This window comes from Lentzea terrae (genome assembly GCF_003265345.1).
Classification (GTDB): Bacteria; Actinomycetota; Actinomycetes; order Mycobacteriales; family Pseudonocardiaceae; genus Lentzea; species Lentzea terrae.
Map to the genome: position 1 here is coordinate 463,031 of NZ_QFWW01000030.1, position 20,786 is coordinate 483,816.

Annotated in this window: 24 protein-coding genes; 9 read left to right on the forward strand and 15 right to left on the reverse strand. The window is 67.8% G+C overall.

Features of this window, described 5'->3' with window-relative positions; translation table 11 throughout:
- Positions 1-207 precede the first annotated feature (207 nt).
- The 5 genes from DI276_RS39190 to DI276_RS39210 form a co-directional block, all read right to left on the reverse strand.
- Positions 208-885 carry an RNA polymerase sigma factor gene (locus tag DI276_RS39190; RefSeq protein WP_157985232.1) on the reverse strand — a complete coding sequence of 226 codons (678 nt, stop codon included), beginning with the start codon at positions 883-885 and terminating at the stop codon, positions 208-210.
- A 51-nt stretch (positions 886-936) separates the two neighbouring features.
- Positions 937-1,503 carry a sigma-70 family RNA polymerase sigma factor gene (locus tag DI276_RS39195; RefSeq protein WP_112273256.1) on the reverse strand — a complete coding sequence of 189 codons (567 nt, stop codon included), beginning with the start codon at positions 1,501-1,503 and terminating at the stop codon, positions 937-939.
- Positions 1,504-1,588: 85 nt separating this feature from the next.
- Positions 1,589-2,305 (reverse strand): class I SAM-dependent methyltransferase, encoded by a 717-nt coding sequence (locus tag DI276_RS39200; protein ID WP_198681184.1) that lies wholly within the window; start codon positions 2,303-2,305, stop codon positions 1,589-1,591.
- On the reverse strand, positions 2,302-2,871 hold the full coding sequence (locus DI276_RS39205; protein WP_112273258.1) for a sigma-70 family RNA polymerase sigma factor: 570 nt from the start codon (positions 2,869-2,871) through the stop codon (positions 2,302-2,304). The genes DI276_RS39200 and DI276_RS39205 overlap by 4 nt, the downstream gene beginning before the upstream one ends.
- 110 nt (positions 2,872-2,981) lie before the next feature.
- On the reverse strand, positions 2,982-3,701 hold the full coding sequence (locus tag DI276_RS39210; protein ID WP_112273260.1) for a class I SAM-dependent methyltransferase: 720 nt from the start codon (positions 3,699-3,701) through the stop codon (positions 2,982-2,984).
- A gap of 33 nt (positions 3,702-3,734) precedes the next feature.
- Between DI276_RS39210 and DI276_RS39215 the strand changes: the two genes are divergently transcribed.
- From DI276_RS39215 to DI276_RS39240, 6 genes are read left to right on the forward strand one after another with little or no spacing between them, the layout of a single operon-like run.
- Positions 3,735-4,580: a ParA family protein gene (locus DI276_RS39215; RefSeq protein WP_112273262.1), complete on the forward strand. Its 846-nt coding sequence runs from the start codon at positions 3,735-3,737 to the stop codon at positions 4,578-4,580.
- Complete coding sequence (locus DI276_RS39220) at positions 4,573-5,334, forward strand: Fpg/Nei family DNA glycosylase (protein ID WP_112273264.1); 762 nt, start codon at positions 4,573-4,575, stop codon at positions 5,332-5,334. The genes DI276_RS39215 and DI276_RS39220 overlap by 8 nt, the downstream gene beginning before the upstream one ends.
- Before the next feature lie 20 nt (positions 5,335-5,354).
- Positions 5,355-6,605, forward strand: a complete 1,251-nt coding sequence (locus tag DI276_RS39225) for a cytochrome P450 family protein (protein ID WP_198681185.1) — start codon at positions 5,355-5,357, stop codon at positions 6,603-6,605.
- 42 nt (positions 6,606-6,647) lie between these two features.
- On the forward strand, positions 6,648-7,205 hold the full coding sequence (locus DI276_RS39230) for an RNA polymerase sigma factor (RefSeq protein WP_112273266.1): 558 nt from the start codon (positions 6,648-6,650) through the stop codon (positions 7,203-7,205).
- The gene (locus DI276_RS39235) at positions 7,202-7,729 is read left to right on the forward strand and encodes a hypothetical protein (RefSeq protein WP_112273268.1); all 528 of its coding nucleotides are present in this window, start codon (positions 7,202-7,204) and stop codon (positions 7,727-7,729) included. The genes DI276_RS39230 and DI276_RS39235 overlap by 4 nt, the downstream gene beginning before the upstream one ends.
- A 43-nt stretch (positions 7,730-7,772) precedes the next feature.
- Complete coding sequence (locus DI276_RS39240; protein WP_112273270.1) at positions 7,773-8,750, forward strand: quinone-dependent dihydroorotate dehydrogenase; 978 nt, start codon at positions 7,773-7,775, stop codon at positions 8,748-8,750.
- On the opposite strand, the gene DI276_RS39245 is transcribed toward DI276_RS39240, so the two are convergent.
- The 10 genes from DI276_RS39245 to DI276_RS39290 form a co-directional block, all read right to left on the reverse strand.
- Positions 8,731-9,945: a glycosyltransferase gene (locus tag DI276_RS39245; RefSeq protein ID WP_112273272.1), complete on the reverse strand. Its 1,215-nt coding sequence runs from the start codon at positions 9,943-9,945 to the stop codon at positions 8,731-8,733. The two genes, DI276_RS39240 and DI276_RS39245, sit on opposite strands and share 20 nt — an antisense overlap.
- A 170-nt stretch (positions 9,946-10,115) precedes the next feature.
- Complete coding sequence (locus tag DI276_RS39250) at positions 10,116-11,369, reverse strand: uracil-xanthine permease family protein (protein WP_112273274.1); 1,254 nt, start codon at positions 11,367-11,369, stop codon at positions 10,116-10,118.
- Positions 11,370-11,535: 166 nt separating this feature from the next.
- Complete coding sequence (gene pspM / locus DI276_RS39255; RefSeq protein ID WP_112273500.1) at positions 11,536-12,357, reverse strand: phage shock envelope stress response protein PspM; 822 nt, start codon at positions 12,355-12,357, stop codon at positions 11,536-11,538.
- Positions 12,358-12,385: 28 nt separating this feature from the next.
- A complete protein-coding gene (locus DI276_RS39260) occupies positions 12,386-13,237 on the reverse strand; it encodes a PspA/IM30 family protein (protein WP_112273276.1) in 852 nt (283 codons plus the stop codon).
- Positions 13,238-13,593: 356 nt separating this feature from the next.
- On the reverse strand, positions 13,594-14,016 hold the full coding sequence (locus DI276_RS39265) for a helix-turn-helix domain-containing protein (protein ID WP_112273278.1): 423 nt from the start codon (positions 14,014-14,016) through the stop codon (positions 13,594-13,596).
- Positions 14,017-14,118: 102 nt separating this feature from the next.
- On the reverse strand, positions 14,119-14,598 hold the full coding sequence (locus tag DI276_RS39270) for a CinA family protein (protein WP_112273279.1): 480 nt from the start codon (positions 14,596-14,598) through the stop codon (positions 14,119-14,121).
- Positions 14,595-15,173, reverse strand: a complete 579-nt coding sequence (pgsA, locus tag DI276_RS39275; protein ID WP_112273280.1) for a CDP-diacylglycerol--glycerol-3-phosphate 3-phosphatidyltransferase — start codon at positions 15,171-15,173, stop codon at positions 14,595-14,597. The genes DI276_RS39270 and pgsA overlap by 4 nt, the downstream gene beginning before the upstream one ends.
- Positions 15,170-16,579: a 30S ribosomal protein S12 methylthiotransferase RimO gene (gene rimO, locus DI276_RS39280; RefSeq protein ID WP_232837222.1), complete on the reverse strand. Its 1,410-nt coding sequence runs from the start codon at positions 16,577-16,579 to the stop codon at positions 15,170-15,172. The genes pgsA and rimO overlap by 4 nt, the downstream gene beginning before the upstream one ends.
- 38 nt (positions 16,580-16,617) lie before the next feature.
- The gene (locus tag DI276_RS39285) at positions 16,618-17,094 is read right to left on the reverse strand and encodes an RloB family protein (protein WP_157985233.1); all 477 of its coding nucleotides are present in this window, start codon (positions 17,092-17,094) and stop codon (positions 16,618-16,620) included.
- 70 nt (positions 17,095-17,164) lie between these two features.
- On the reverse strand, positions 17,165-18,448 hold the full coding sequence (locus DI276_RS39290) for an AAA family ATPase (RefSeq protein WP_112273504.1): 1,284 nt from the start codon (positions 18,446-18,448) through the stop codon (positions 17,165-17,167).
- 143 nt (positions 18,449-18,591) lie between these two features.
- Between DI276_RS39290 and DI276_RS39295 the strand changes: the two genes are divergently transcribed.
- From DI276_RS39295 to DI276_RS39305, 3 genes are all read left to right on the forward strand, one after another.
- The gene (locus DI276_RS39295; protein WP_112273283.1) at positions 18,592-19,092 is read left to right on the forward strand and encodes an amino-acid N-acetyltransferase; all 501 of its coding nucleotides are present in this window, start codon (positions 18,592-18,594) and stop codon (positions 19,090-19,092) included.
- A 62-nt stretch (positions 19,093-19,154) separates the two neighbouring features.
- Entirely contained in the window at positions 19,155-20,006 is an 852-nt protein-coding gene (locus DI276_RS39300; RefSeq protein WP_232837223.1) for a MerR family transcriptional regulator, read from the forward strand.
- The gene (locus DI276_RS39305) at positions 19,990-20,781 is read left to right on the forward strand and encodes a hypothetical protein (RefSeq protein ID WP_157985234.1); all 792 of its coding nucleotides are present in this window, start codon (positions 19,990-19,992) and stop codon (positions 20,779-20,781) included. The genes DI276_RS39300 and DI276_RS39305 overlap by 17 nt, the downstream gene beginning before the upstream one ends.
- Positions 20,782-20,786 lie beyond the last annotated feature (5 nt).

A 20,786-nucleotide genomic window follows, 5' to 3' on the forward strand; every position in this document is an offset into this window, starting at 1 on the left:
CGACGTAGCTGTCGGCGACCTCGGGTTTGCGGGAGTAGTACGACGGCGCGGGCGGGTCGACCGGCTCCTTGCCACCGACCTGAGCGGTCCGTTCGACCAACGCGTCCAACGAACCCTTGGAGACGTCGATCGAGCCGCTCACGGACGACTGCTCGACGGCCGAAGCCGGGACCTTGCGATGCAGACCGGGTGTGAACTCCACGCGGATCACCGTTCCTCGTCCGTGTGCTGGCGTGCGGTGAGCCGAGCGCGCCGGATCCGGCCCTCGACGGCCCGCGGGGTGAGGCGGGTGAGCTCCGCGATCTCCGCGTGCGAATAGCCCTGGTCGTGCAGGATCAGCAACCTGCGGCTGTCCTCGCTCAACGCCGCGAACGCCGCGTCGGCCGCCTGCTGCTCCACCACCGCGTCCTCGGGCGTCCCCTCGGTCACGACCTGCTCGAGCGAGGCGAACGAGTCCAGCAGGTCGACGTCCCGCCAACTGTTCATGCGGGTCCGCCAACGCCGGTACACGTTCGGGAACGCCAGCACGCACGCGTTGACGAAGTACTCGTGCAACGGCTGCCCGTTCTCGATCGACCACTCCCTGCCGAGCAGGCCCCGCTCGCAGAAGATCACGAACCCCTCGAAGACCGCGTCGCTCGCGAGCTCTTCCGCCTCGTCCAGCGGAATGGCCTGCTGGTACAGGTAGCGGCCGTGCTTGCCACAGCGCGCGAACATCGCCCCGGACCGGACAAGCCTTGTAACAATCGTGAGCGCGCGTCCGAGAAGCTGGCGGTGGAAGTGGTCCCAGAGCGGGCCCGTCAGTCCTGACTCGCGGAGGTGCTGCACGAGCACCCCGTCGACGCGCAGCCGTTCGGCGGCGTCCGCTGGGTCAGAACTCCTCATGCCCATAGGTATGTCGTTTGGATGCATTTAGCCCACGCGACCAATTGAGATTCACCCGATCGGCACAGTGGCAGCGGCTATTTCCTTCCGCAGACGCCCTAGTGCACGATGCTGAGCCACGCGGACGGCGCCCGGTGTCGACCCGACGGCTTCGGCGGTCTCCTCGGCGGAGAGACCCACCACCACGCGCAGCACGAGGATTTCGCGCTGCTTCTCCGGCAGCAGCCGCAGCAGTTCGCCCATGGTGTCGTTCAGCTCGACCTGGAGAGCGAAATCCTCGGGTCCGACCCCGCGCGAAGCCTGGTCCGGAACATCGGCCATCGGCTCCGCACGGTTACGAGCGAGCGCCCGGTGCGCGTCGGCCACCTTGTGCGCCGCGATGCCGTAGACGAATGCCAGGAAGGGCCTGCCCTGCTCCCGGTAGTTCGGCAGAGCCGTCAGGACGGCCAGACAGACGTCCTGTGCGACGTCGTCCGCGGTTGTCGCGGAGCGCCCCACCCGTGCGCGACAGTACTTCACCACCAGCGGACGCAGGTAGCGAAGTAGCTGGTCAGTGGCCCTGACATCCCCTTGCACGGCCAGGGCGACCAGCTCCGCGGATAACGCCGAACTCTCCATCCGAAGCTTCCCCTCCTCGACATCCCGTGGAGGAGACGTGCGGAACGTCACTCCTTATGCGGAAAGTAGGGAGAAACTTCAAAGGTCACCCGTTCGGCGCAATCAACAGCGGTTGGTAATAGGCGTGGAGCGACCACTCCGCGTAACCGAACCCCGCACGATGCACCAATTCGGTGATTTCGTGACGAGTAATCGCCCAATATCGTGCTTTACCCACCACGACGCGCCATGAATCGGCCTCGTGCAGTTGGAACATCTCCAGCTCGTACTGATCGCCGTCCCAGTGCCACAGCTGGAACCACACGACCCGACCGGGCCCGACGGACGGTGGCGTCGACACCGGCCGTTCGCGCCGAATCGCGTCGTAGTCGCGCGTCGAGAGGATGAGCCGGCCACCGGGCCGCATCACCCGCCGCATCTCTCGCAGCGCCGCAAGGACGTCATCAGCGGTCAGCAAGTGCGGCAGGGCGTTGTCCGCAGCGAGCACAACGTCGAACGAGTCGTCTGCAAACGGCAACGAACGCATGTCCGCCGCAAACGAAGGCAACGACACCCCACGCGCTGAGGCCTCCACAACGGCCCGAGTAGCCGCCTTGGGACTCAGATCAGCGCCAACGACGGAGTAGCCGCGCATGGCCAGACCGATCGCCTGAGTACCGATGCCACACGCACAGTCCAGAACGCGCGCGCCGGGCGGAATGAACGACGAGAGCTGCGCCGCCTGCCGGGCCATCGACGCGTCCCAGTCCGGGAACATCAGGTCGTACGACTCGGCCAGCCCGTCGTAGAACGCCCCGGTCAAATCAGCTCCTCGACCCCCACGGCCGACCGCAGCTTCAACAGCGCCCGGTGCTGAGCCACCCGCACCGCGCCCGGCGTCGATCCGACCGCCTCGGCCGTCTCCTCCGCCGACAGCCCGACCACCACGCGCAGGAGCAGGATCTCGCGCTGCTTGTCCGGCAGCCCCTCCAGCAACCGGCCCAGCCGCACCGAGAGCGACCCGAGCAGCGCGTTCTCCTCCGGATCGATGGCCTGCGACGGCCCGTCCGGCACCTCGGCGACCGGCTCGGACCGGTTGCGCGCCGACACCCGGTGCGCGTCCGCGACCTTGTGCGCGGCAATGCCGTACACGAACGCGAGGAACGGCCGGCCCTGGTCGCGGTAGGTGGGCAACGCCGTCAGCACTGCCAGGCAGACCTCCTGCGCCACGTCGTCCGCCGACGCATAGGCCCGTTCGTTGCGACCGACGCGCGCGCGGCAGTACCGCGACACGAGCGGCCGGACGGACCCCAGCAGCCGGTCGACAGCACGCCGATCACCCGCGACGGCCTCGTTCACGAGTGAGGCCAGCAGGTCGGAACTCTCCATGACGCGGGTCCCTACGTTGGCAGCGGAGCCATCATCTTTCGCCACGAAATCGTTTGGGACCAGTCATCAGGGCCATAAACCCTACTGCAAACCCATGAAAACGACTTCAGTCAGGCGGTTCGGCGGGCAAGGACGTGCAAGCGGGCTGCGACGTCTCTGAGCGGAGACCGCGTCGCAGCAGCCAGTTCCAGCTCGGCCAGCGCGTCGGCAGCGCCCGGATTGGCGTCCAGCACGACGCCCGGCACCAGGTCCGAAACGATGCCATGACCTTGCAGGAGCTCGACGGAAAGCCCCGCCTCCAGGACCAGCTTCTCAAGCCCTGGAACGTCGAACCTACGTTGCAACGGATCGCGCGTGCCCGCAAGCTGACCGGCGTCGTCGTCCAGCAACCGCCGCGCGTCCACGATCCGGCCCGCGATGGCCCGGTGCAGAATGGCCGCGAACCGGTTGGCGACCAGCACCGACACCGCGCCGCCCGGCGCGACGGCGGCGGCCAGCGAGGACAGCGCGGCCGGTGCGTCGTCGACGACCTCCAGCACGCCGTGCGCCAGCACCAGATCGGCCTCACCAGCGGGAACACCGAGGGAATCGGTGTCGCCCTGGACCGCGTTGATCGTCACCCCGGCCTCGCGCGCACGGGTGTTCAACGTGGCCAGCGCGTTGGGCGACGGCTCCACGACCGTGACCGCGCAGCCCGCCGCGGCGAGGGGCACGGCCCAGACGCCGCTGCCACCGCCCACGTCGAGGACGCGCGGAGGTTCGCCACCCCTGCGCGTGCGTGCGGCGGCCAATTCGGCGTCGAGCACCCTGTGTACGGCGTCCGGTCGCATGGCACACAGAGTAGGAGACCCTAGAGTAGGTCTGTGCATACGGTGTCCGTGCTCAGCCTCAAGGGAGGCGTCGGCAAGACGACGGTGGTGCTCGGCCTCGCCTCAGCCGCTCTCCGCCGTGGCGTCCGCACGCTCGTGATCGATCTTGATCCGCAGTGCAACGCCACGTCGACGCTGGAGCCAGAGGAATCCAAGACCAGCATCTACGACGTCCTGCAGGACCCGTCCGAGGAGAACCTCGAGCAGGCGATCCGCCCGAGCAGGTGGGGCGACGGCATCGACGTGCTGTCCGGGTCCGAGGACGCCGAGCTGCTCAACCACCCCGATCCGAACGAGTCTCGGCTGCACCGCCTGAAAGACGCGTTGCGCACGTTGCGGGACATGTACGACGAGTTCCCGTACCACCTGGTGCTGCTCGACTGCCCGCCGTCGCTGGGCCAGCTGACCCGCTCGGCGCTGGTAGCCGCGGACCGCGCGTTGCTGGTCACCGAGCCGACGATGTTCGCGGTGGCGGGCGTGCAGCGGGCGTTCGAGGCGGTGCAGAACGAGCGCGAGCACAACAACGCCGACCTGCAGCCGCTGGGCGTCGTGGTGAACCGGGTGCGGCCGCGCTCGCACGAGCACCAGTTCCGCATCGAGGAGCTGCGCGACATCTTCGGCCCGCTGGTGATGCCGGTCGCGCTGCCGGACCGGCTGGCCGTCCAGCAGGCCCAGGGCGCGTGCATGCCGATCCACGAGTGGGGCACGCCGGGCGCACGTGAGGTGGCGCTGGCGTTCAACCTGCTGCTCGCCCGCATCCAGCGCATCTCGCGGAGCAGACGCAGGGCCGTGCACCACGACTTCGACGACGACGAGATCCAAGAGGCGGTGGATGCCTGAGGGCGACACCGTCTTCCTGGCCGGGCACCGCATGCACGAAGCCCTGGCCGGCAAGACGCTGCGGCGCGGCGAGCTGCGCCACCCTCGGCTGTCCACAGTGGACCTGGCCGGGCTGGACGTCGCCGGCGTGCGCACGTACGGCAAGCACATGTTCACCCGGTTCTCCGACGGCAACAGCCTGCGCAGCCACTTCCGCATGGACGGCGCGTGGCACCTCTACCGGCCTGGTGAGCGCTGGCGCCGACCCGGACACCAGGCCCGCGCGGTCCTGGAGGTGGACGACCGGCAGGCCATCGGGTTCGCGTTGCACGACATGGAGCTCGTGCCGACCTCCCGCGAAGACGAGCTCATTTCGCATCTCGGGCCGGACCTGCTTTCGAACGAGTTCGACGCCGCTGAGGCCGTTCAGCGGTTGACCGCCGATCCTTCCCGAGCCATCGGGCTCGCATTGTTGGACCAGCGCGTGATGGCCGGCGTGGGAAATCTCTACCGCGCGGAAGTTTGTTTTCTGTTAGGAGTTCTCCCCACGACGCCGGTGTCATCTGTGGACGCCGCCCGTGCGGTTGCTTTGTCGCGCAAGCTGTTGCAGGCCAACCAGTGGCGGCCCGAACAGATCACGACTTCTGATCGACGAGTCAAGAACTGGGTTTTCGAGCGCACCGGCAAACCCTGTTTGCGTTGCGGCACAAGGGTCCGATCGGGCGAGTTCGAGACGAGATTCGTGTACTTCTGCCCAAAATGCCAGTCCGGTTGAACCGAGGCGGTCTCCTGGCCGTGTCCCTCGACATGGCGGTAAATCTGGATGCGCTGCGCCCCGGCTTCACCGACGACCCGTACGCGGTGCTGAAGAGCCTGCGCGAAGCAGGGCCCGTGCACCGGGTCGAGGCCCTCGGCGTGCCGATGTGGCTCGTGACCCGCTACCCCGACGTGCGCGCCGCGTTGGACAATCCGCAGCTGTCCTCGCACGGCTCCGCGCTCGCCGAGCCCCTGCGCGGGCATCCGCACTTCGCGTCCTGGTGGTTCGGCGACCTCTCCGACCACATGATGAACACCGACGACCCCGACCACACCCGCCTGCGCCGCGCGGTGTCGAGCGCCCTCACCCCGCGCCGCATCGCCGCGCTGCGCCCCCGTGTCGAGCAGGTCGCGGCGTCACTGGCCGACGCGTTCATCGACTCCGGCGGCTGCGACCTGATCGCGGACTTCGCGGCACCGCTGCCGATCACCGTGCTGATGGAGCTGCTCGGCGTGCCCGCCGTCGACCAGGAGAACTTCCGCTACTGGTCGGACGTGGTCACCGGCCTGTCCGACGGCGACGCGGCCTCGGCGCGCGAAGAGGTGTCCGGCTATCTGCGCGACCTCGTGGCGCACAAGCGGACCTCCGGCGACGACGACCTGATCGGCGCGCTGGCCCGCGCCACCGGCGAGGCCGCGCTGACCGACCGCGAGCTCGCCTCCCTGGCGTTCCTGCTGCTGGTGGCCGGATACACGACCGCCGTCGACCTCGTCGGCAACGGCACGCTGGCGTTGCTGCGCCACCCGGAGCAGCTCGAACTGCTGCAGCGCTCGTCGACGCTGCTGCCCGGCGCGATCGAGGAGTTCCTGCGCTTCGACGGCCCGACCTCGCACCTGATCCGCTTCGCCGCGCAACCGGTGACGATCGGCGGCGTGCAGATCCCGGCCGGCGACGTCGTACTGCTGTCGCTGGCCTCCGCGGAGCACGACAGCACGCGCTATCCGCGGGCCGACCAGCTCAACATCGAGCGGGCGGACCGGCAGCACCTCGCGTTCGGGCACGGCATCCACTTCTGCCTCGGCGCACCGCTGGCCCGGCTGGAGGGCGAGGTGGCGTTCCGGACGTTGCTGGAACGCTGCGCCGGGCTGACGCTGGACCCCTCCGAGTCCCTGAGCTGGCGGGTGTCGCTGGGGAGCCGCGGGCTGCGGGCGTTGCCGGTGACGTTCCGGACCAAGCCCAGGATGCCGCTGGACGAGCAGATGACGGTGAAGGTCAAGAAGCCCATGTAACGGCCTGGCTGGAAGTCGGCAACCATTAGCGTGAGTCAGCCGATGACAGCTCCACAACATCCACCGTTACCGCCTCCGACCCGCGCGGCGCGCGCGTTCGAGGAGGTCTACCAGGCCGAGTTCGACGTGGTCACGTCGTACTTCGCGCGGCGCACCGCGGATCCGCAGACGGCCGCGGACCTCACCGCGGACACGTTCCTCGCCGCCATCACCTCGTTCGGCACGTTCGACCCGACGCGAGGCACCGCCCGCGGCTGGGTGCTCGGCATCGCGCGGCGGGTGTTCGCGCAGCACTGCGAGGCCGTCACGCGCGGCAAGGACGTGGTGGCGCGGATTCACGGGCGGCGGTCGCTCGACACCGACGAGATCACGGACCTGGTCACGCGCATCGACGCGGAACGGACCGGGCGTGAGCTGATCGCGGCCATGGCCGCGTTGTCCGACACCGACCGCGAGGTGATCGAGCTCGTCGATCTGGTCGGGATGGCACCGAAGGACGCGGCGAAGGTGCTGGGCATGTCGTCCGGTGCGCTGCGGATCAGGCTTTTCCGGGTGCGCGGCAAGGTTCGCGACCTGGCCAATGGAGGGGGAGCACGATGACGAGGTTCAAGGACAACCTGCTCGACGACCTGATGCGCGAGCACGGGCAAACGGTGGAGGAAGCGCCGGAGCGGCGCACGAGGTCCACGCGGCCGCTGCTGGTGGCGGCCGGGGCGCTGGCGATCGCTGGTGCGGCCACCGTGGCGATCACCACGAGCGGCAACAGCCCGGAGGCGTTCGCCGTGACCAAGAACGCCGACGGCAGCGTCACGCTGACCATCCGGGACATCAAAGGGGTCGGCCCGGCCAACGCCAAGCTGCGCGAGTACGGGATCGGCGCGAAGGCGGTGCCGATGTCACGCGACTGCGCTCCGCTCGACGAGAGCAAGCTGGACCTCATGGACGGCTACAAGCTGCCGCGCCACGAAGAGGACGGCTCGGTCACGATGAGCCCCGGCGACGTCCCGCCCGGCTACACGATCCTGCTGGGCATCTCGAACCTGCCGAACCGCGGCACCGGACTGGGCTACACCGGTCCGCACCGCGACCCGGCGCCGGACTGCCTGGCCGAAGTCGGCAACTGACGGGCCGCGCGCCCACCCTGAACTGGCGTTATAGGGTGGGCGCGTGGTTTACAAGCAGGTGGTTCGCAGGGCGTTGTTCGGAATGCACGGCGGCGACGCGGAGCGGGTCCACGAGACCACGCTCAACGTCATGGCCAGGTTGAGCCCGCTGGCGAGGTTCGCGCGAAACCAGAACAACCCGCGCACCGTGTTCGGCATCCGGTTCCCCAACCCCGTCGGGCTCGCGGCCGGCCTCGACAAGGACGGCAGGGCGCTGCCGGCGTGGGCCGCGCTGGGGTTCGGGTTCGTCGAGGTCGGCACGGTCACCTGGCACGCGCAGCCGGGCAACCCGAAGCCGCGGCTGTTCCGGCTCCGCGAGGACGAGGCGATCATCAACCGGATGGGCTTCAACAACGCGGGCGCGCAGGCGCTGGCGTTGAAGCTCGACCGGACGCCGTTGAAGGCCCCGCTGGGCATCAGCCTCGGCAAGTCCAAGATCACGCCGGTCGAGGACGCCGTCCAGGACTACCTGAACTCGCTGAACGCGCTGAAGAACCACGGCGACTACTACGCGATCAACGTCAGCTCGCCCAACACGCCCGGTCTGCGCAGTCTGCAGGACAAGGGCGCGCTCACCGAGCTCGTGCAGGCCCTGACGCAGGCCACGACGAAGCCGATGCTGGTCAAGATCGCGCCGGACCTCACCGACGACGCCATCGAAGAGGTCATCCAGGTGTGCCTCGACAACGGCATCAAGGGCCTCATCGCCACGAACACCACCCTCAGCCGTGAGGGCCTCAAAAGCGCCCATCAGAGCGAGACCGGCGGCCTCAGCGGCAAGCCGCTCACGCAGCGTGCGAACGACGTCGTCCGGTTCATCACCAAGAACAGCGAACTGCCGGTCATCGGAGTCGGCGGCATCGCGTCCGCCGACGACGCCAAGCGGATGATCGACGCCGGCGCGAGCCTCGTGCAGATCTACACCGGGTTCATCTACGAGGGACCGGGGCTGGTTTCCAGGATCAACCGGGCACTGAGGTGAGCGTGCGCTCGACGTGCTCCCAGCGGCCCATCGGACGGTAGCCGCGCAGCACCGTCAGCATCGACCGCAGCACGGCCACGAAGTCGACGAACACGATCACCATCAGCAGCGGGTAGGCCAAGGGCGCCAAGGCGAGCAACGGCGCCTTGGCCCGCCACCGTTCGGTCACGTCGCCAATGATCGTGAAGAACGCGACGCCCGTGTAGACCGCGCACAGCAGCAGGATGCCGGTGAACCAGCCGGTCTCGAACGTCGCGGCGATGACGACGTAGATGAAGACGGGCTCGAACAGCACGAGGACCTCCCCTGCCGCCGTGTAGGGCAGGTGCAGCCACGAGAGAAGGCGCGAGCACGACGTGCCGAAGAAGAGCGAGCGGTGTTTGTAGAACGCTTGCAGGCGGCCGAATTTCCAGCGGAACCGTTGGCGCAGCAGGCCCCGTAACGACGGCACGGCCTGGGTGTAGGCGATGGCGTCGGCGGCGAAGATGATGCGCCAGTCGTAGTTGCCCTGCCGCGACAGGATCTTCATCGAGAAGTCGATGTCCTCGGTCATCGTGTCGGTGTCGAAATAACCGCACGCGCGCACGATCGAGGTGCGGAACATCGAACCGACGCCGCCGATCACGTACTCGCAGTTGAACACCGTGTAGCCCTGCTTGAGCCGGTGCACCACCGCGTACTCCAGGCGCTGCACCCACCCCAGCACGCCGCGCTGGCCGCGGATCTTCACGTTGGCCGCGGCCGCGAGCACCAACGGGTCGGCGAAGTGCGCGACCATCCGCGAGATCGCGGACGCGGACACCGTCGAGTCGGCGTCCAGCACCATGACGAGCCCGTCGCCCACCAGGTGCATGCCGGTGTTGATCGCCGCCGCCTTGCCCGCGTTCGGTTGCGAGACAACGCGAACACGCGCGCCGAAGGATTCCAGCGCGGCAACCGTGCCGTCCGTGGAACCGTCATCGACCACGACCACCGACACGTCGGCGTACGAACTGTCCAAAACAGACTGAACCGCCCGCGCGACGCAGAGCTCTTCGTCGTAGGCGGGGATGACGACCCAAACCGTTGGCGCGTAAGGCAACGGGCGCGAGCGGAAGAGCGACAGGTCGTAGAGATCAGCTGCCACCAGCACGACGCACACCCGCACCACGCCGATCACCGCCAGCGGCACCATGAGCCACGCCAGCGAGGTCATCGGCGGTGGCGCAGCAGGAGGATGCGGGACGCGACCAGGCTGCCGGTGATGACAGCGCAGGCCAGGAAAAGCACCACGTAGTACGCGGCGACCATGACGGAACTCCCTCCGTGGACCGGGAGAGGATCGGTCCGAAGTGGAGGGACAGAAACCACACAAACGTGTATGGCTCAGTTACGGCGTGCGGCCCTCAGCCAGCGCATCACCGGGTGCAGGATCACGACGAGCAGCGAACCCCACACCATGCCGCCCATCGACAGGTCGCCGATCTCGATGGTCAGGTCGCCGACACCGGCCACCAGCGCCGCGCCGCCCACCATGGCGTTCGCCGGGTTCGTGAGGTCGACGCCGCGGTCCATCCAGATCCGGACGCCGATGAGCACGATCAGGCCGTAGAGCACCAACGTGCAGCCGCCCAGCACACCGGCCGGGATGGTGCCGAACAGCGCGATGGCCTTCGGGGAGAACGCCAGCGCCGCCGCGAACACACCGGCGAACGCGAACGCCGCGGTGGTGTACACGCGCGTCACGGCCATGACGCCGATGTTCTCGGAGTACGTCGTCGTCCCGACGCCACCGCCGAGCCCGGCCAGCGCCGTCGACAGCCCGTTCGCGATGATCGCGTCGCCCGCGCTGCCGTCCAGGTTGCGGCCGGTCAGCGCGGCGACGGCCTTGACGTGACCGACGACCTCGGCCACCAGGACGATCACCACCGGCAGCATCAGCAGCACGACGGACGGCCGGAGCTCCGGCTGGTGCAGCTGCGGCAGACCCAACCACGCCGCGTCGCGCAGCGCGTCGAACTTGGCCTGCGGAACGGCGCCGAACGCCAGGCCGCCCAGCCAGACGGCCACGAAGCCCACCAGGATCGAGAACCGGTACAGCAGGCCCCTGCCCAGCACGCCGGCCAGCAGGATCAGCACGGTCGTGATGGCGGCCAGCAAGGGCTGGTCGGCGAAGTTCGAGGTGGCCTGGTGCGAGAGGTTCAGGCCGATGATGATCACGACGGCGCCGGTGACGACCGGCGGCATGACCGACTCCAGCAGGCGCACGCCCAGTGCCTTGACCGCGATGCCGACGACGATCACCAGCAGGCCGGCGGCGACGACACCGCCGAGCTGGGCGGCGATGCCCTGTTCGCGAGCGGCCACGAGAGGCGCGACGAAGGCGAAGGACGAGCCCAGATAGCTGGGGACGCGATTTTTGGTGATCAGCAGGAACAGCAGCGTGCCCAGGCCGGAGAACAGCAGCGTGGTGGCGACGGGGAGGCCGGTGGCGGTGGGGACGAGCACCGTCGCGCCGAACATGGCGACCAGGTGCTGCACTCCGAACCCGATGGTGAGCGGCCAGCTCACCCGTTCTTCTGGCGCGACGGTTTCACTGTCGGTGATCCGACCGTCCCCGTGCACGGTCCACAACGCCACGCACTGCCTCCCGGCAACCCAGCCGGACTTCCCGCAGACCGGCCCCGGAATCCTGCCACGCCATGTAGTGGCTACGGCTAGATAACGGTCTGATAATCACACGATTGCCGTAAAGATCTCCAGAGGTAACCGTCGAATAGGCGCACGCGACTACACAGCGTCATAGTCAGTGCGCTGAATAGCCTGACACGTCTCGCATCGCAGACGCGAGGCCCGCCATGTGATCGGTGGCGTCGTCGAGCACTTCGCGCGGATCCTGGAACGCCGTGCTCGCCGCCAACGCCTGACCGGCGGCCGCCACCAGCGAACAGTAGCGGTCCACACCATCCGCCAGTTGGATCCGGAGCACGCGCACGCCCTCGATCAACGGTGCCCGCTCCAGGTGCGGTGCGGTGTCGCGAGCGCGTTCCACGGCCTGGAGCTGTGCGGACACCGAACGGATCGCCGCAGACGCCTCCTGGGCGGTCTGCCGGGCGTGCTGGACGGACTCGGCCGGCATCGACACGAGCGTCGGCGAGTCGAGCTGGCGCAGCAGGTCGTGCATCGCGTCCTCGGCCCCGTGCAGCTTCTCCATCGGCACGCGTGCGGCGGAGATGTGCGCGGGCAGCGGCGGCCGGACCGCCGGCGGTGGAGTCAGCTCCAGCCGTTGCTTGGCCGACTTGAGCTCACGCAGCTTGAACCCGCTGCGCACGGCGAGCAGACCGGGCAGCGCGGCGCCGATCGTGCCGCTGACGGTCGCCCACGTGCCGAGCACGCCGGTGAAGCCGAACACCGCAAGGGTGCCGAAGATCGTGATGAGGGCCAGCCAGAACGTCAGCACGGCGTTGGTGCGCTTGCGCTTGCGTTCGAGCTTGGCGCGGGGGTCGTTCCACTTCTGCAGGCGGTACCGCGCCTGTTCGGCCAGCGGGTGGCCCTGGAGCGACGCACCCAACTCGTTGACGACCTTGCGGACGATCTCGTTGTTGGGACGGTTTCTCCAGGGCTCCATGATCACCTGCTGACTCCTCCTGACCCGCTCAGTTCTGAGCTGGCGGGACCTGCTGCTGCGTGGTCTTCTGCTCCTGCTGGACGCGCTGCGCGATCTCGGCCTGGATCTGCGCGGCGGCGCTGTTGCCCGCGGTCACCTGCGGCGGCGTGTTGGCCTGACCACCGTGCATGGACGCGCGGATCTGCTCCAGCCGCGACGACCCGGCGAGCTGCGTGGTCGAGGCCTGCACCTCGAGCATGCGGCCCTGCACCGAGTTCTGGGCCAGCTCGGCCGACCCGATCGCGGTGGCGTAGCGCTTCTCGATCTTGTCGCGGACCTCTTCCAGCGACGGCACGTTGCCGGGCGCGGCGAGCTCGCTCATCTGGGTCAGCGACGCGGAGACCTGCTCCTGCATCTTCGCCTGCTCCAGCTGGCTGAGGAGCTTGGTGCGCTCGGCGAGCTTCTGCTGCAGCATCATCGAGTTGCGCTCGACGGCCTGCTTGGCCTGTGCGGCGGCCTGCAGCGACTGGTCGTGCAGCGTCTTCAGGTCCTCGATGCCCTGCTCGGCGGTCACGAGCTGGGTGGCGAAGCCCTGCGCGGCGTTCTCGAACTGCTGCGCCTTCTGCTCGTCACCCTTCGAACGCGCCTCGTCGGCGAGCACGAGCGCCTGACGTGCGGAGGCCTGCAGCTTCTCGACGTCGCCGAGCTGCCGGTTCAGCTTCATCTCCAGCTGCCGCTGGTTGCCGATCACGGCCGCCGCCTGCTGAGAAAGCGCCTGGTGCTGACGCTGCGCTTCCTCGATGGCCTGCTGGATCTGCACCTTCGGGTCAGCGTGCTCGTCGATCTTGGACGAGAACGATGCCATCAGGTACTTCCAGAACTTCACGAACGGACTGGCCATCTCCTACGCCTGCCTTCTCGGTGCCGGTGTTGGATCCATCGTCTCAATTGTGCGTCGGCGGTTCCACCAACCTGGGGAGATATCCGGGAAGACCCCGACCCACCCCGGGACTTTGGACTGAACCCCCGACGGCGCCCAATCCTGCCCGCACCCGCGCCCCGAGACGCGGTGACCCAACGTGCTGTGGCCAAGCCGTTGCCTGCCGTCCAGCGTGCTGGCGTCGTTGCAAGGTGAACGCACGAAGGCCCGAACTTGTTGCAGCGCGTGACGTGGCGGGGGCCACAGGTTGATCCCGTTCACCCGAATGCAGGCGACCCCGCTCGCCTCGTGGCGAACGGGGTCGTGACGACATGGGCTCAAGCCGCTACTACGGCCTTCGGGGTCTCGCCGATCTTGCTCGTGAGCCGGTGACTGAGCATCGGCTGCAGGCGCAGGTCGGACAGGTCGTCCGAGAGCGTGGTCGGCAGCACCCGGCCACCCTCCAGCTTGCCGCGCTCCGTTCGGCCGTCGGGGACGGTGTCGGGCACCGTGTCCGGCGTCTGCGAGACGGCGCCGATGTCGGAGGCGACGTGGTGCAGCAGTTCGGACAGCGGCAGCTCTAACGCGTCACAGATGGCCGCGAGGAGCTCGCTGGACGCCTCTTTGCGGCCGCGCTCCACCTCGGACAGGTACCCCAGGCTCACGCGGGCGGTCCGAGAGACCTCGCGCAGCGTGCGGCGTTGGTTGGTGCGGGCATGGCGAAGTCGATCACCGATCGCCTCGCGTAGCAGCACGGTCATCGCGCGCCTCCTTCCGGCCGGCCGTGTCCCTACGTTACCGATCGACACCGACAACGGGCAGTGACTTCCGAACACGTCCGCCAAGGGCGAACGAACGCCAAGTCATCGTTTGTTCCCGTCCACGGTCATCAGCAGGTAATCCGACAGCAGGACCAGCGCTTTTTCCACAGCTGTGAAACGCACCGCTTTCCGGTCGCCACTCACCGTGATGGTCCGCACTGTGGACACTCCAGGCCCGCTCAAGCCGATGTGGACCGTGCCTGGAGCAACTCCATCTTGCGGATCAGGGCCGGCGACGCCCGTGAGTCCGATCCCCCAGTCCGATTTGCACCGGTTCCGGGCTCCCTCGGCCAGTTGGATCGCAACGTCGGGGTGCACGGCGCCGTGCTCGTCGAGCAACTGCTGATCCACGCCGGCGAGCTCGTGCTTGAGCTCGGTGGCGTAGACGATCAACCCACCGCGGACCACGGCACTCGCCCCCGGTGTGTCGACGATCGTCGCGCACAGCAGACCCGCGGTCAGCGACTCGGCGGTGGCAACGCTCTGCCCACGCGCCTTCAGCAGTTCGACGACGTTCGTCACGCCACCGCCCTACCCGCGCGGGCTTTCAACTTAAACGCGCGGATGACGTAATCGATTCCCGTCACGACGGTCAGGATCAACGCGGCCGCCATGATCACCCAGGCGATGAGCGCGAGGACGTCGTTCTGCGGCAGCAGGAACAGCCCGATCGCGATGACCTGTGCCAGCGTCTTGGCCTTGCCGCCCCGGCTGGCGGGGATGACGCCATAACGGATCACCCAGAACCGCAGCAGCGTCACGCCGACCTCGCGCACCGCGATGACGATCGTGATCCACCACGGCAGCACGTCGAGGATGCTCAGCCCGACCAGCGCGGACCCGGTCAGCGCCTTGTCCGCGATCGGGTCGGCGATCTTGCCGAAGTCGGTGATCAGCCCGTGCTTGCGGGCGAGCGTGCCGTCGATGTGGTCGGTGAAGCTCGCGACGGCGAAGATCCCGAATGCGATGAGCCGCCACGTGGTGTCGAAGCCGCCCGCCGCGAACAGAGAGAGCAGGAAGACCGGGACCAGTGCCATCCGCGCCATCGTGAGGATGTTGGCGACGTTGAGCAGCGGGACCTTCCTGGCCTCTGTCATGTCGGGAGCACCTCGACGATCAGGTCGACGCCCTCGGAGTCGACCACCCGGCACCGCACGAAGTCGCCGCGCTTGAGACCCTCCGCCTCGAGCACGATGCACTCGCCGTCGACCTCGGGCGCCTGGTGCTCGGCCCGGCCGACGCAGTCGCTCTCCTCGTCCTCCTCGTGCTCGATCAGCACGAGGACCTCGCTGCCGACCCGGTCCTCGGCGCGCTGGCTGGTCAGCTCCTCGACGAGGTTGCCGATCCGCTGGACGCGCTCGGCGATGACGTCCGCGTCGAGCTTGCCGTCGAGGTTCTCGGCCTCGGTGCCGTCCTCGTCCGAGTAACCGAAGATGCCGACCGCGTCGAGCCTGGCCTCGGTCAGGAACCGCTCGAGCTCCTGCAGGTCCTCTTCGGTCTCGCCGGGGAAGCCGACGATGAAGTTGCTGCGGATGCCCGCCTCTGGCGCGTGCTCGCGGATCTGCCACACGAGCTTGAGGAAGCTGTCGGTGTCGCCGAACCGGCGCATGCGCCGCAGCACGTTCTCGCTGGAGTGCTGGAACGACATGTCGAAGTAGTTCGCGACCTTCTCGGTCTTGGCGATGGCCGCGACGAGGCTCGGCTTGGTCTCGGCCGGCTGCAGGTAGCTGACCCTGACCCGCTCGATGTTCGGAATGGACGCCAGCCGCGGGAGGAGCTGCTCCAGGGCGCCCTGCTCGCGCGGCAGGTCCTTGCCGTAGCTGGTGCTGTTCTCGCTGACGAGGAACAGCTCCTTGACGCCGTTCTCGGCGAGCCACATGGCCTCGGCCACGACCTCGTCGGGGTGCCGCGACACGAACGCGCCGCGGAAGCTCGGAATCGCGCAGAAGCTGCACCGGCGATCACAGCCGGACGCGATCTTCAGCGGCGCCACCGGGGCATCGTCCAAGCGCTTGCGGGGCGTTTTGGTCGGGCCCCAGCCGTGGCCGGGCACCTGAACAGCAGTTGCCGCTTCCTGGCGCTGCACCGGCGTGATCGGCAGCAACGTGCGCCGGTCGACCGGCACGTGCGACTCGACAGGCGTGCCGTGCAGCACGTCGTTGAGGCGCTCGGCCAGGTCGTTGTACTGGTCGAACCCGAGCACCGCGGCCGCCTCTGGCAGGCTGTCCGCGAGCTCCTTGCCGTACCGCTCGGCCATGCAGCCGACCGCGACGACCTTGGCTCCGGTGTCGCTCGCCGCGAGCAGCGTGTCGACCGAGTCCTTCTTGGCCTGCTCGACGAAGCCGCACGTGTTGACGACGACGACGTCCGCTTCGGAGCCCTCGTCCACCAGCTCCCAGCCGCCCTCGCCGAGGCGTCCGGCGAGCTCTTCGGAGTCGACCTCGTTGCGGGCGCAACCCAGGGTCAGCAGCGACACGCGTCGCGGAGTGGTGGAAGAAGACACGGTGCTCAGCGTAACCGGGTCGGGTCCCGCGGCTTGAATCAGCGCTGCAACAGCACCTCGACGAGTCGCCACACGTCCGTGGACGGGTTACCCGGCCCCAACTCCTTGGCGCGCTTGATCGCCGCCTCGACTCCGTCGTCGAACGTCGCGTAGTCGACCTTCGTCTTGTCGTAGCCGGGAACGTGCTTGGTCAACAGCTTGCAACAGGCCTTGCCGTTGTCCACGTGCGCGCGGTGGTCGGTGAAGTGCAGGATCAGCCAGATTTCGAAACAGGGGTTGGACACCGCGAGCTCAACACCTAGACGTTCCGCTTCGACCCGAGCAGCCTCGATGTCGAAGTCGTCCACATCGACAACACACCAGACGCTGTCGTACTCGTCTTTTGTGAAGATGCACTTCGCATATCTCACGAGGTTCTCGGGTGAGTCCGTTTTCTGCCTCACCTTGACGCGGGCACCGCGCGCTCGGGCGAGCCCGTTGAAGTATGCGGGCTCGGTGCAACGCCCACCTGTCACGATGAGAACGTGACCGGGCCGCAGTTCGCGGGGCCGACCGCGTCGAGACTGCGTGTTCTCCCGTTTCTTGTCACGCTTCGCCACGGCCACCTCGGACGACTTCGGCGAACCTGTCCTCGAACAGTTCCGGCACAGCTCCATAGCGCCCGGCGAGATAGCGGCGTTCGAGGTTGTCTTCGTTGCGCGGTTTGAAGTCGGTCAACGGGTAGAGCGAGCTGGCGCCGCTCGCCCTCTCCTTTTCCACGAACCAGACCTCGTCGCGGGCGAGCACCTCCTCCGCGAAAGGCGCGTTCAGCAGCGTTGCGTCGTGCGTGGTGAAGATCAATTGGCCGCCGGCCGGGTTCGCGTGATCGTCGTTGAAGAGGGAGATGAGCCGCATCGTCAGCAACGGGTGCAGGCTCGCGTCGATCTCGTCGATGACCAGGCAACCGCCGTCGCGCAGGACGGCCAGGACTGACGGAAGCACGCCCATCCAGGACCGGGTGCCAGCAGATTCCTCATCGAGCCGGAAAGGCTCTGAACATCCCTGGTGGATCAGCTGTACTGCCGGCCTGACGACGAGCATCTCCGCCAGGTCCTGATTGTGAGCCGAAGGCTTGTAGAGGATCCTGTCGGATTGGCGGATGGTCGTGCCAGCACGTCCCGGAAAGACCCCGTTCACCACTTCGATGTCATCAATTCCGACATCTGCCGCACGAACGAGCGTGACCAGATCAGCGCCGAGTTCCGGCCGTCCTTGCAGGAACTCGGCGATCTCGACTTCCAGCGTTTGCTCACCGGAGTTCTCGCGAAAACGCAGCGACCTGGCGAACCAGCGGTACACCGGCAACACCCAGGAAAACTTGAGCTGAGCAGCAAGGCTCACGAGAAGCGCGTTCGGCCGGAGCATCGTCTCCAAGAATTCCAGCACGGACTTCGAGTCGTCGAGCGTGCTCCCGAACTTGATGTCGTCACCAACGCGTTCGAACAGCACTCGTTTGCGCTTCTCCGGGTAGCTGTACAGCCACTCCTCCCGGACGCGTGCGTCATCCACCTCGACGCCGTAGGTGTACCGCACACCGTCCTGGATCAGTTCGACCACATACGTGGACGGCTCAGCGCGCTTGCCCGCATCGAGCTTGAACGACCGACGACCGACAACTCCCGCGTCTGGCCCCCACACGGCGAACGAGTCGCGCACGGCCTCCGCCATGAACCTCAGACCGTCGAGCAGGTTCGACTTCCCGGAAGCGTTGGCACCGTAGATCGCCACGACCGGCAGAGCCTCGCGGTCCTTGGCATACGCGGGCATGAGCAACAACTCGTGCTCGTCACGGAACGAGCGATGATTCTCCAGCCGGAAGCTCCTGAGCACCCGAACCACCTCTGCCAAGGACTCTCAAGTCATCTCGTGCAAGTAAACCGCACAGAACCACCTGTAGCTTCCTCCAGGCAAAGTTTCACGAGCAAGTACGCCGCCGAGCAGCTGGCCGGGGGGCCAGCTCATACTTGACGGTTGTGACCAGTGGGGTAGTCGTGCGGCGCGCCCGCACCAGCGATGTGCGCGCCATGAAGGCGTTGATCGACGGGTACGCGGGGAAGGTCCTGCTGGCCAAACCGCTGGTCACCCTCTACGAGGCCGTCCAGGAGTTCTGGGTGGCCGAGGAGAACGGCGAGCTGCTCGGCTGCGGTGCCCTGCACGTGATGTGGGAGGACCTGGCGGAGATCCGCAGTGTCGCCGTGTCGCAGCTCGCACTCGGCCGGGGGGTCGGGCACCGGATCGTGGCGCAGCTGGTCGCCGTGGCCAAGGAGCTGCAGCTCAAGCGGATCTTCGTGCTGACGTTCGAGACCCGGTTCTTCGGCAAGCACGGGTTCGTGGAGATCGAGGGCACGCCGGTGAGTCCCGAGGTCTACGAGGAGATCATGCGCAGTGTCGACGAGGGTGTCGCCGAGTTCCTCGACCTCAGCTACGTGAAGCCGAACACGCTCGGCAACAGCCGGATGCTCCTGGAGTTGTAACTCTTCGAGTAATTACTCGAAGAGTCTTGACTCAACTAACGCGGGCACGCCAGGATCTGGGCGTGCCCGAATCGCTCACCGTCGACGAGCTCGCTGCCCGGATCGGCCTGCCCAGCAGCACCATTCGCATGTACCAGACGAAGGGTGTGCTGCACGCGCCGAGACGGCAGGGGCGCGTGGCGTACTACGACGCCTCGCACGTCGAGCGGTTGACGTTGGTGCAGCGGTTGCAGCAGCGGGGGTTCTCGCTGCCCGCGATCGCGGAGCTGATCCAGGCGCGGGAAAAGGGCGAGTCGGTCGCCGCGGTGCTCGGCATGGGCGAGACCGAGGGGCCCGACGACTGGGTTCGGATCAAGGTGCGCGACATCAAGCACCTGATTCCGATGGGAGATGTCCAACCGCGACTCCTCCTCCGGGCTATGCGGTTGGGCTTGGTGCGGTGGAAGTACGGCTGGCCGCACGCGCGTCGCTGGGCACTCGAAGCGGGCGGCAGGCTTGCCGGCCTCAGGGTGCCCAGCGATGACGTCATGGACAGCTTCACGCGCCTGCGCACGGCCACCGATGCGATCGCGAGCGACTTCGTGCGGTTGTTCGAGCAGCAGTTCTGGCCGGAGCTCGCGCGCAAGGCGGGCGACGACAACCAGCTCGAGAACGTGCGGGCGCTGCTGGTCGAGCTGACCTACACGGCGGAGACCGCGGTGGTGGGGACGCTGCGCGAGTCGATCAGGGACGCCGCCGAGGAGTTCGCGGAACGGCACGGGCTGCTGCCCAGCGACGACTTCCAGCCCGCGTGGGCCGAGCAGCCGTTGCCGCCGATCGCCGAGAACATCGTGGATCCGGCCGGTGACCTGCCGAGCGAGCAGGAGATCGAGCGGTTCCTGGCGAGGGGGGACGAGGATGAGTCTGGTCGCTGATCCCGCGTGGCATGCGCAGATAAGAGATGAAGGCCTGGTCGTGTACGCGGGAGCTGATCTCGCGTACCTGATTCCCGACCTGCCCAGGGCGGTGGCCGTGGCGCTGGCGGGACTGTTCGAGCCAGTTTTGAGGGGAGTGGCTCGAACGGTCGACGAGAGCCGGTTGGGGGAACCGGTTCGCCGGCACGTGGCCCAGCTGAGGACCCTGGGCGCTCTCCGCCCGGCCGGGTTGCCGAAAACCGACGAACCGAAGCCGATGGGGGTCGGCACGAGGTTCGTCGGCGAGGCACCCGCCGGGCTGGCAGAGCTGTTGCCGCACAACGACGATCCGGACCTGCTGCTCGTCGTGCGGACGACCGGCACGCTCCTCGACCTGGTCGAGGTGGCACGGGAGACCGAGATCCCGCACCTGTTGCTGGACCTCGCGTACCACCACACCGCCGCGATCGGGCCCTTCGTGGTGCCCGGTGCCGGCGCGTGCCTCGCGTGCCTCGCGGTGCGGGCGGGGCGGCGGTGGGGGGATCCGCCGCCTCCCCCGCATCCGGGGGCGATGTCCCACGACTTCCCTCTTGCCCTTGCGCTGCAAGCAATCCAGAACATCCGCGGCGGATCGCTGGCACTGCTCGACGCGGTCGTGACCGTCAACCTCGACGAGTTCACCACGACCCGCGAGACCGTGCTGCCCGCCGCCGGCTGCGAGATCTGCCCCGCGCTTCCAGTCGGGCGCGTGTCCTTGCCTTGGGGGAACCATGACGACGGCAGTTCGGTTACCTGACCAGT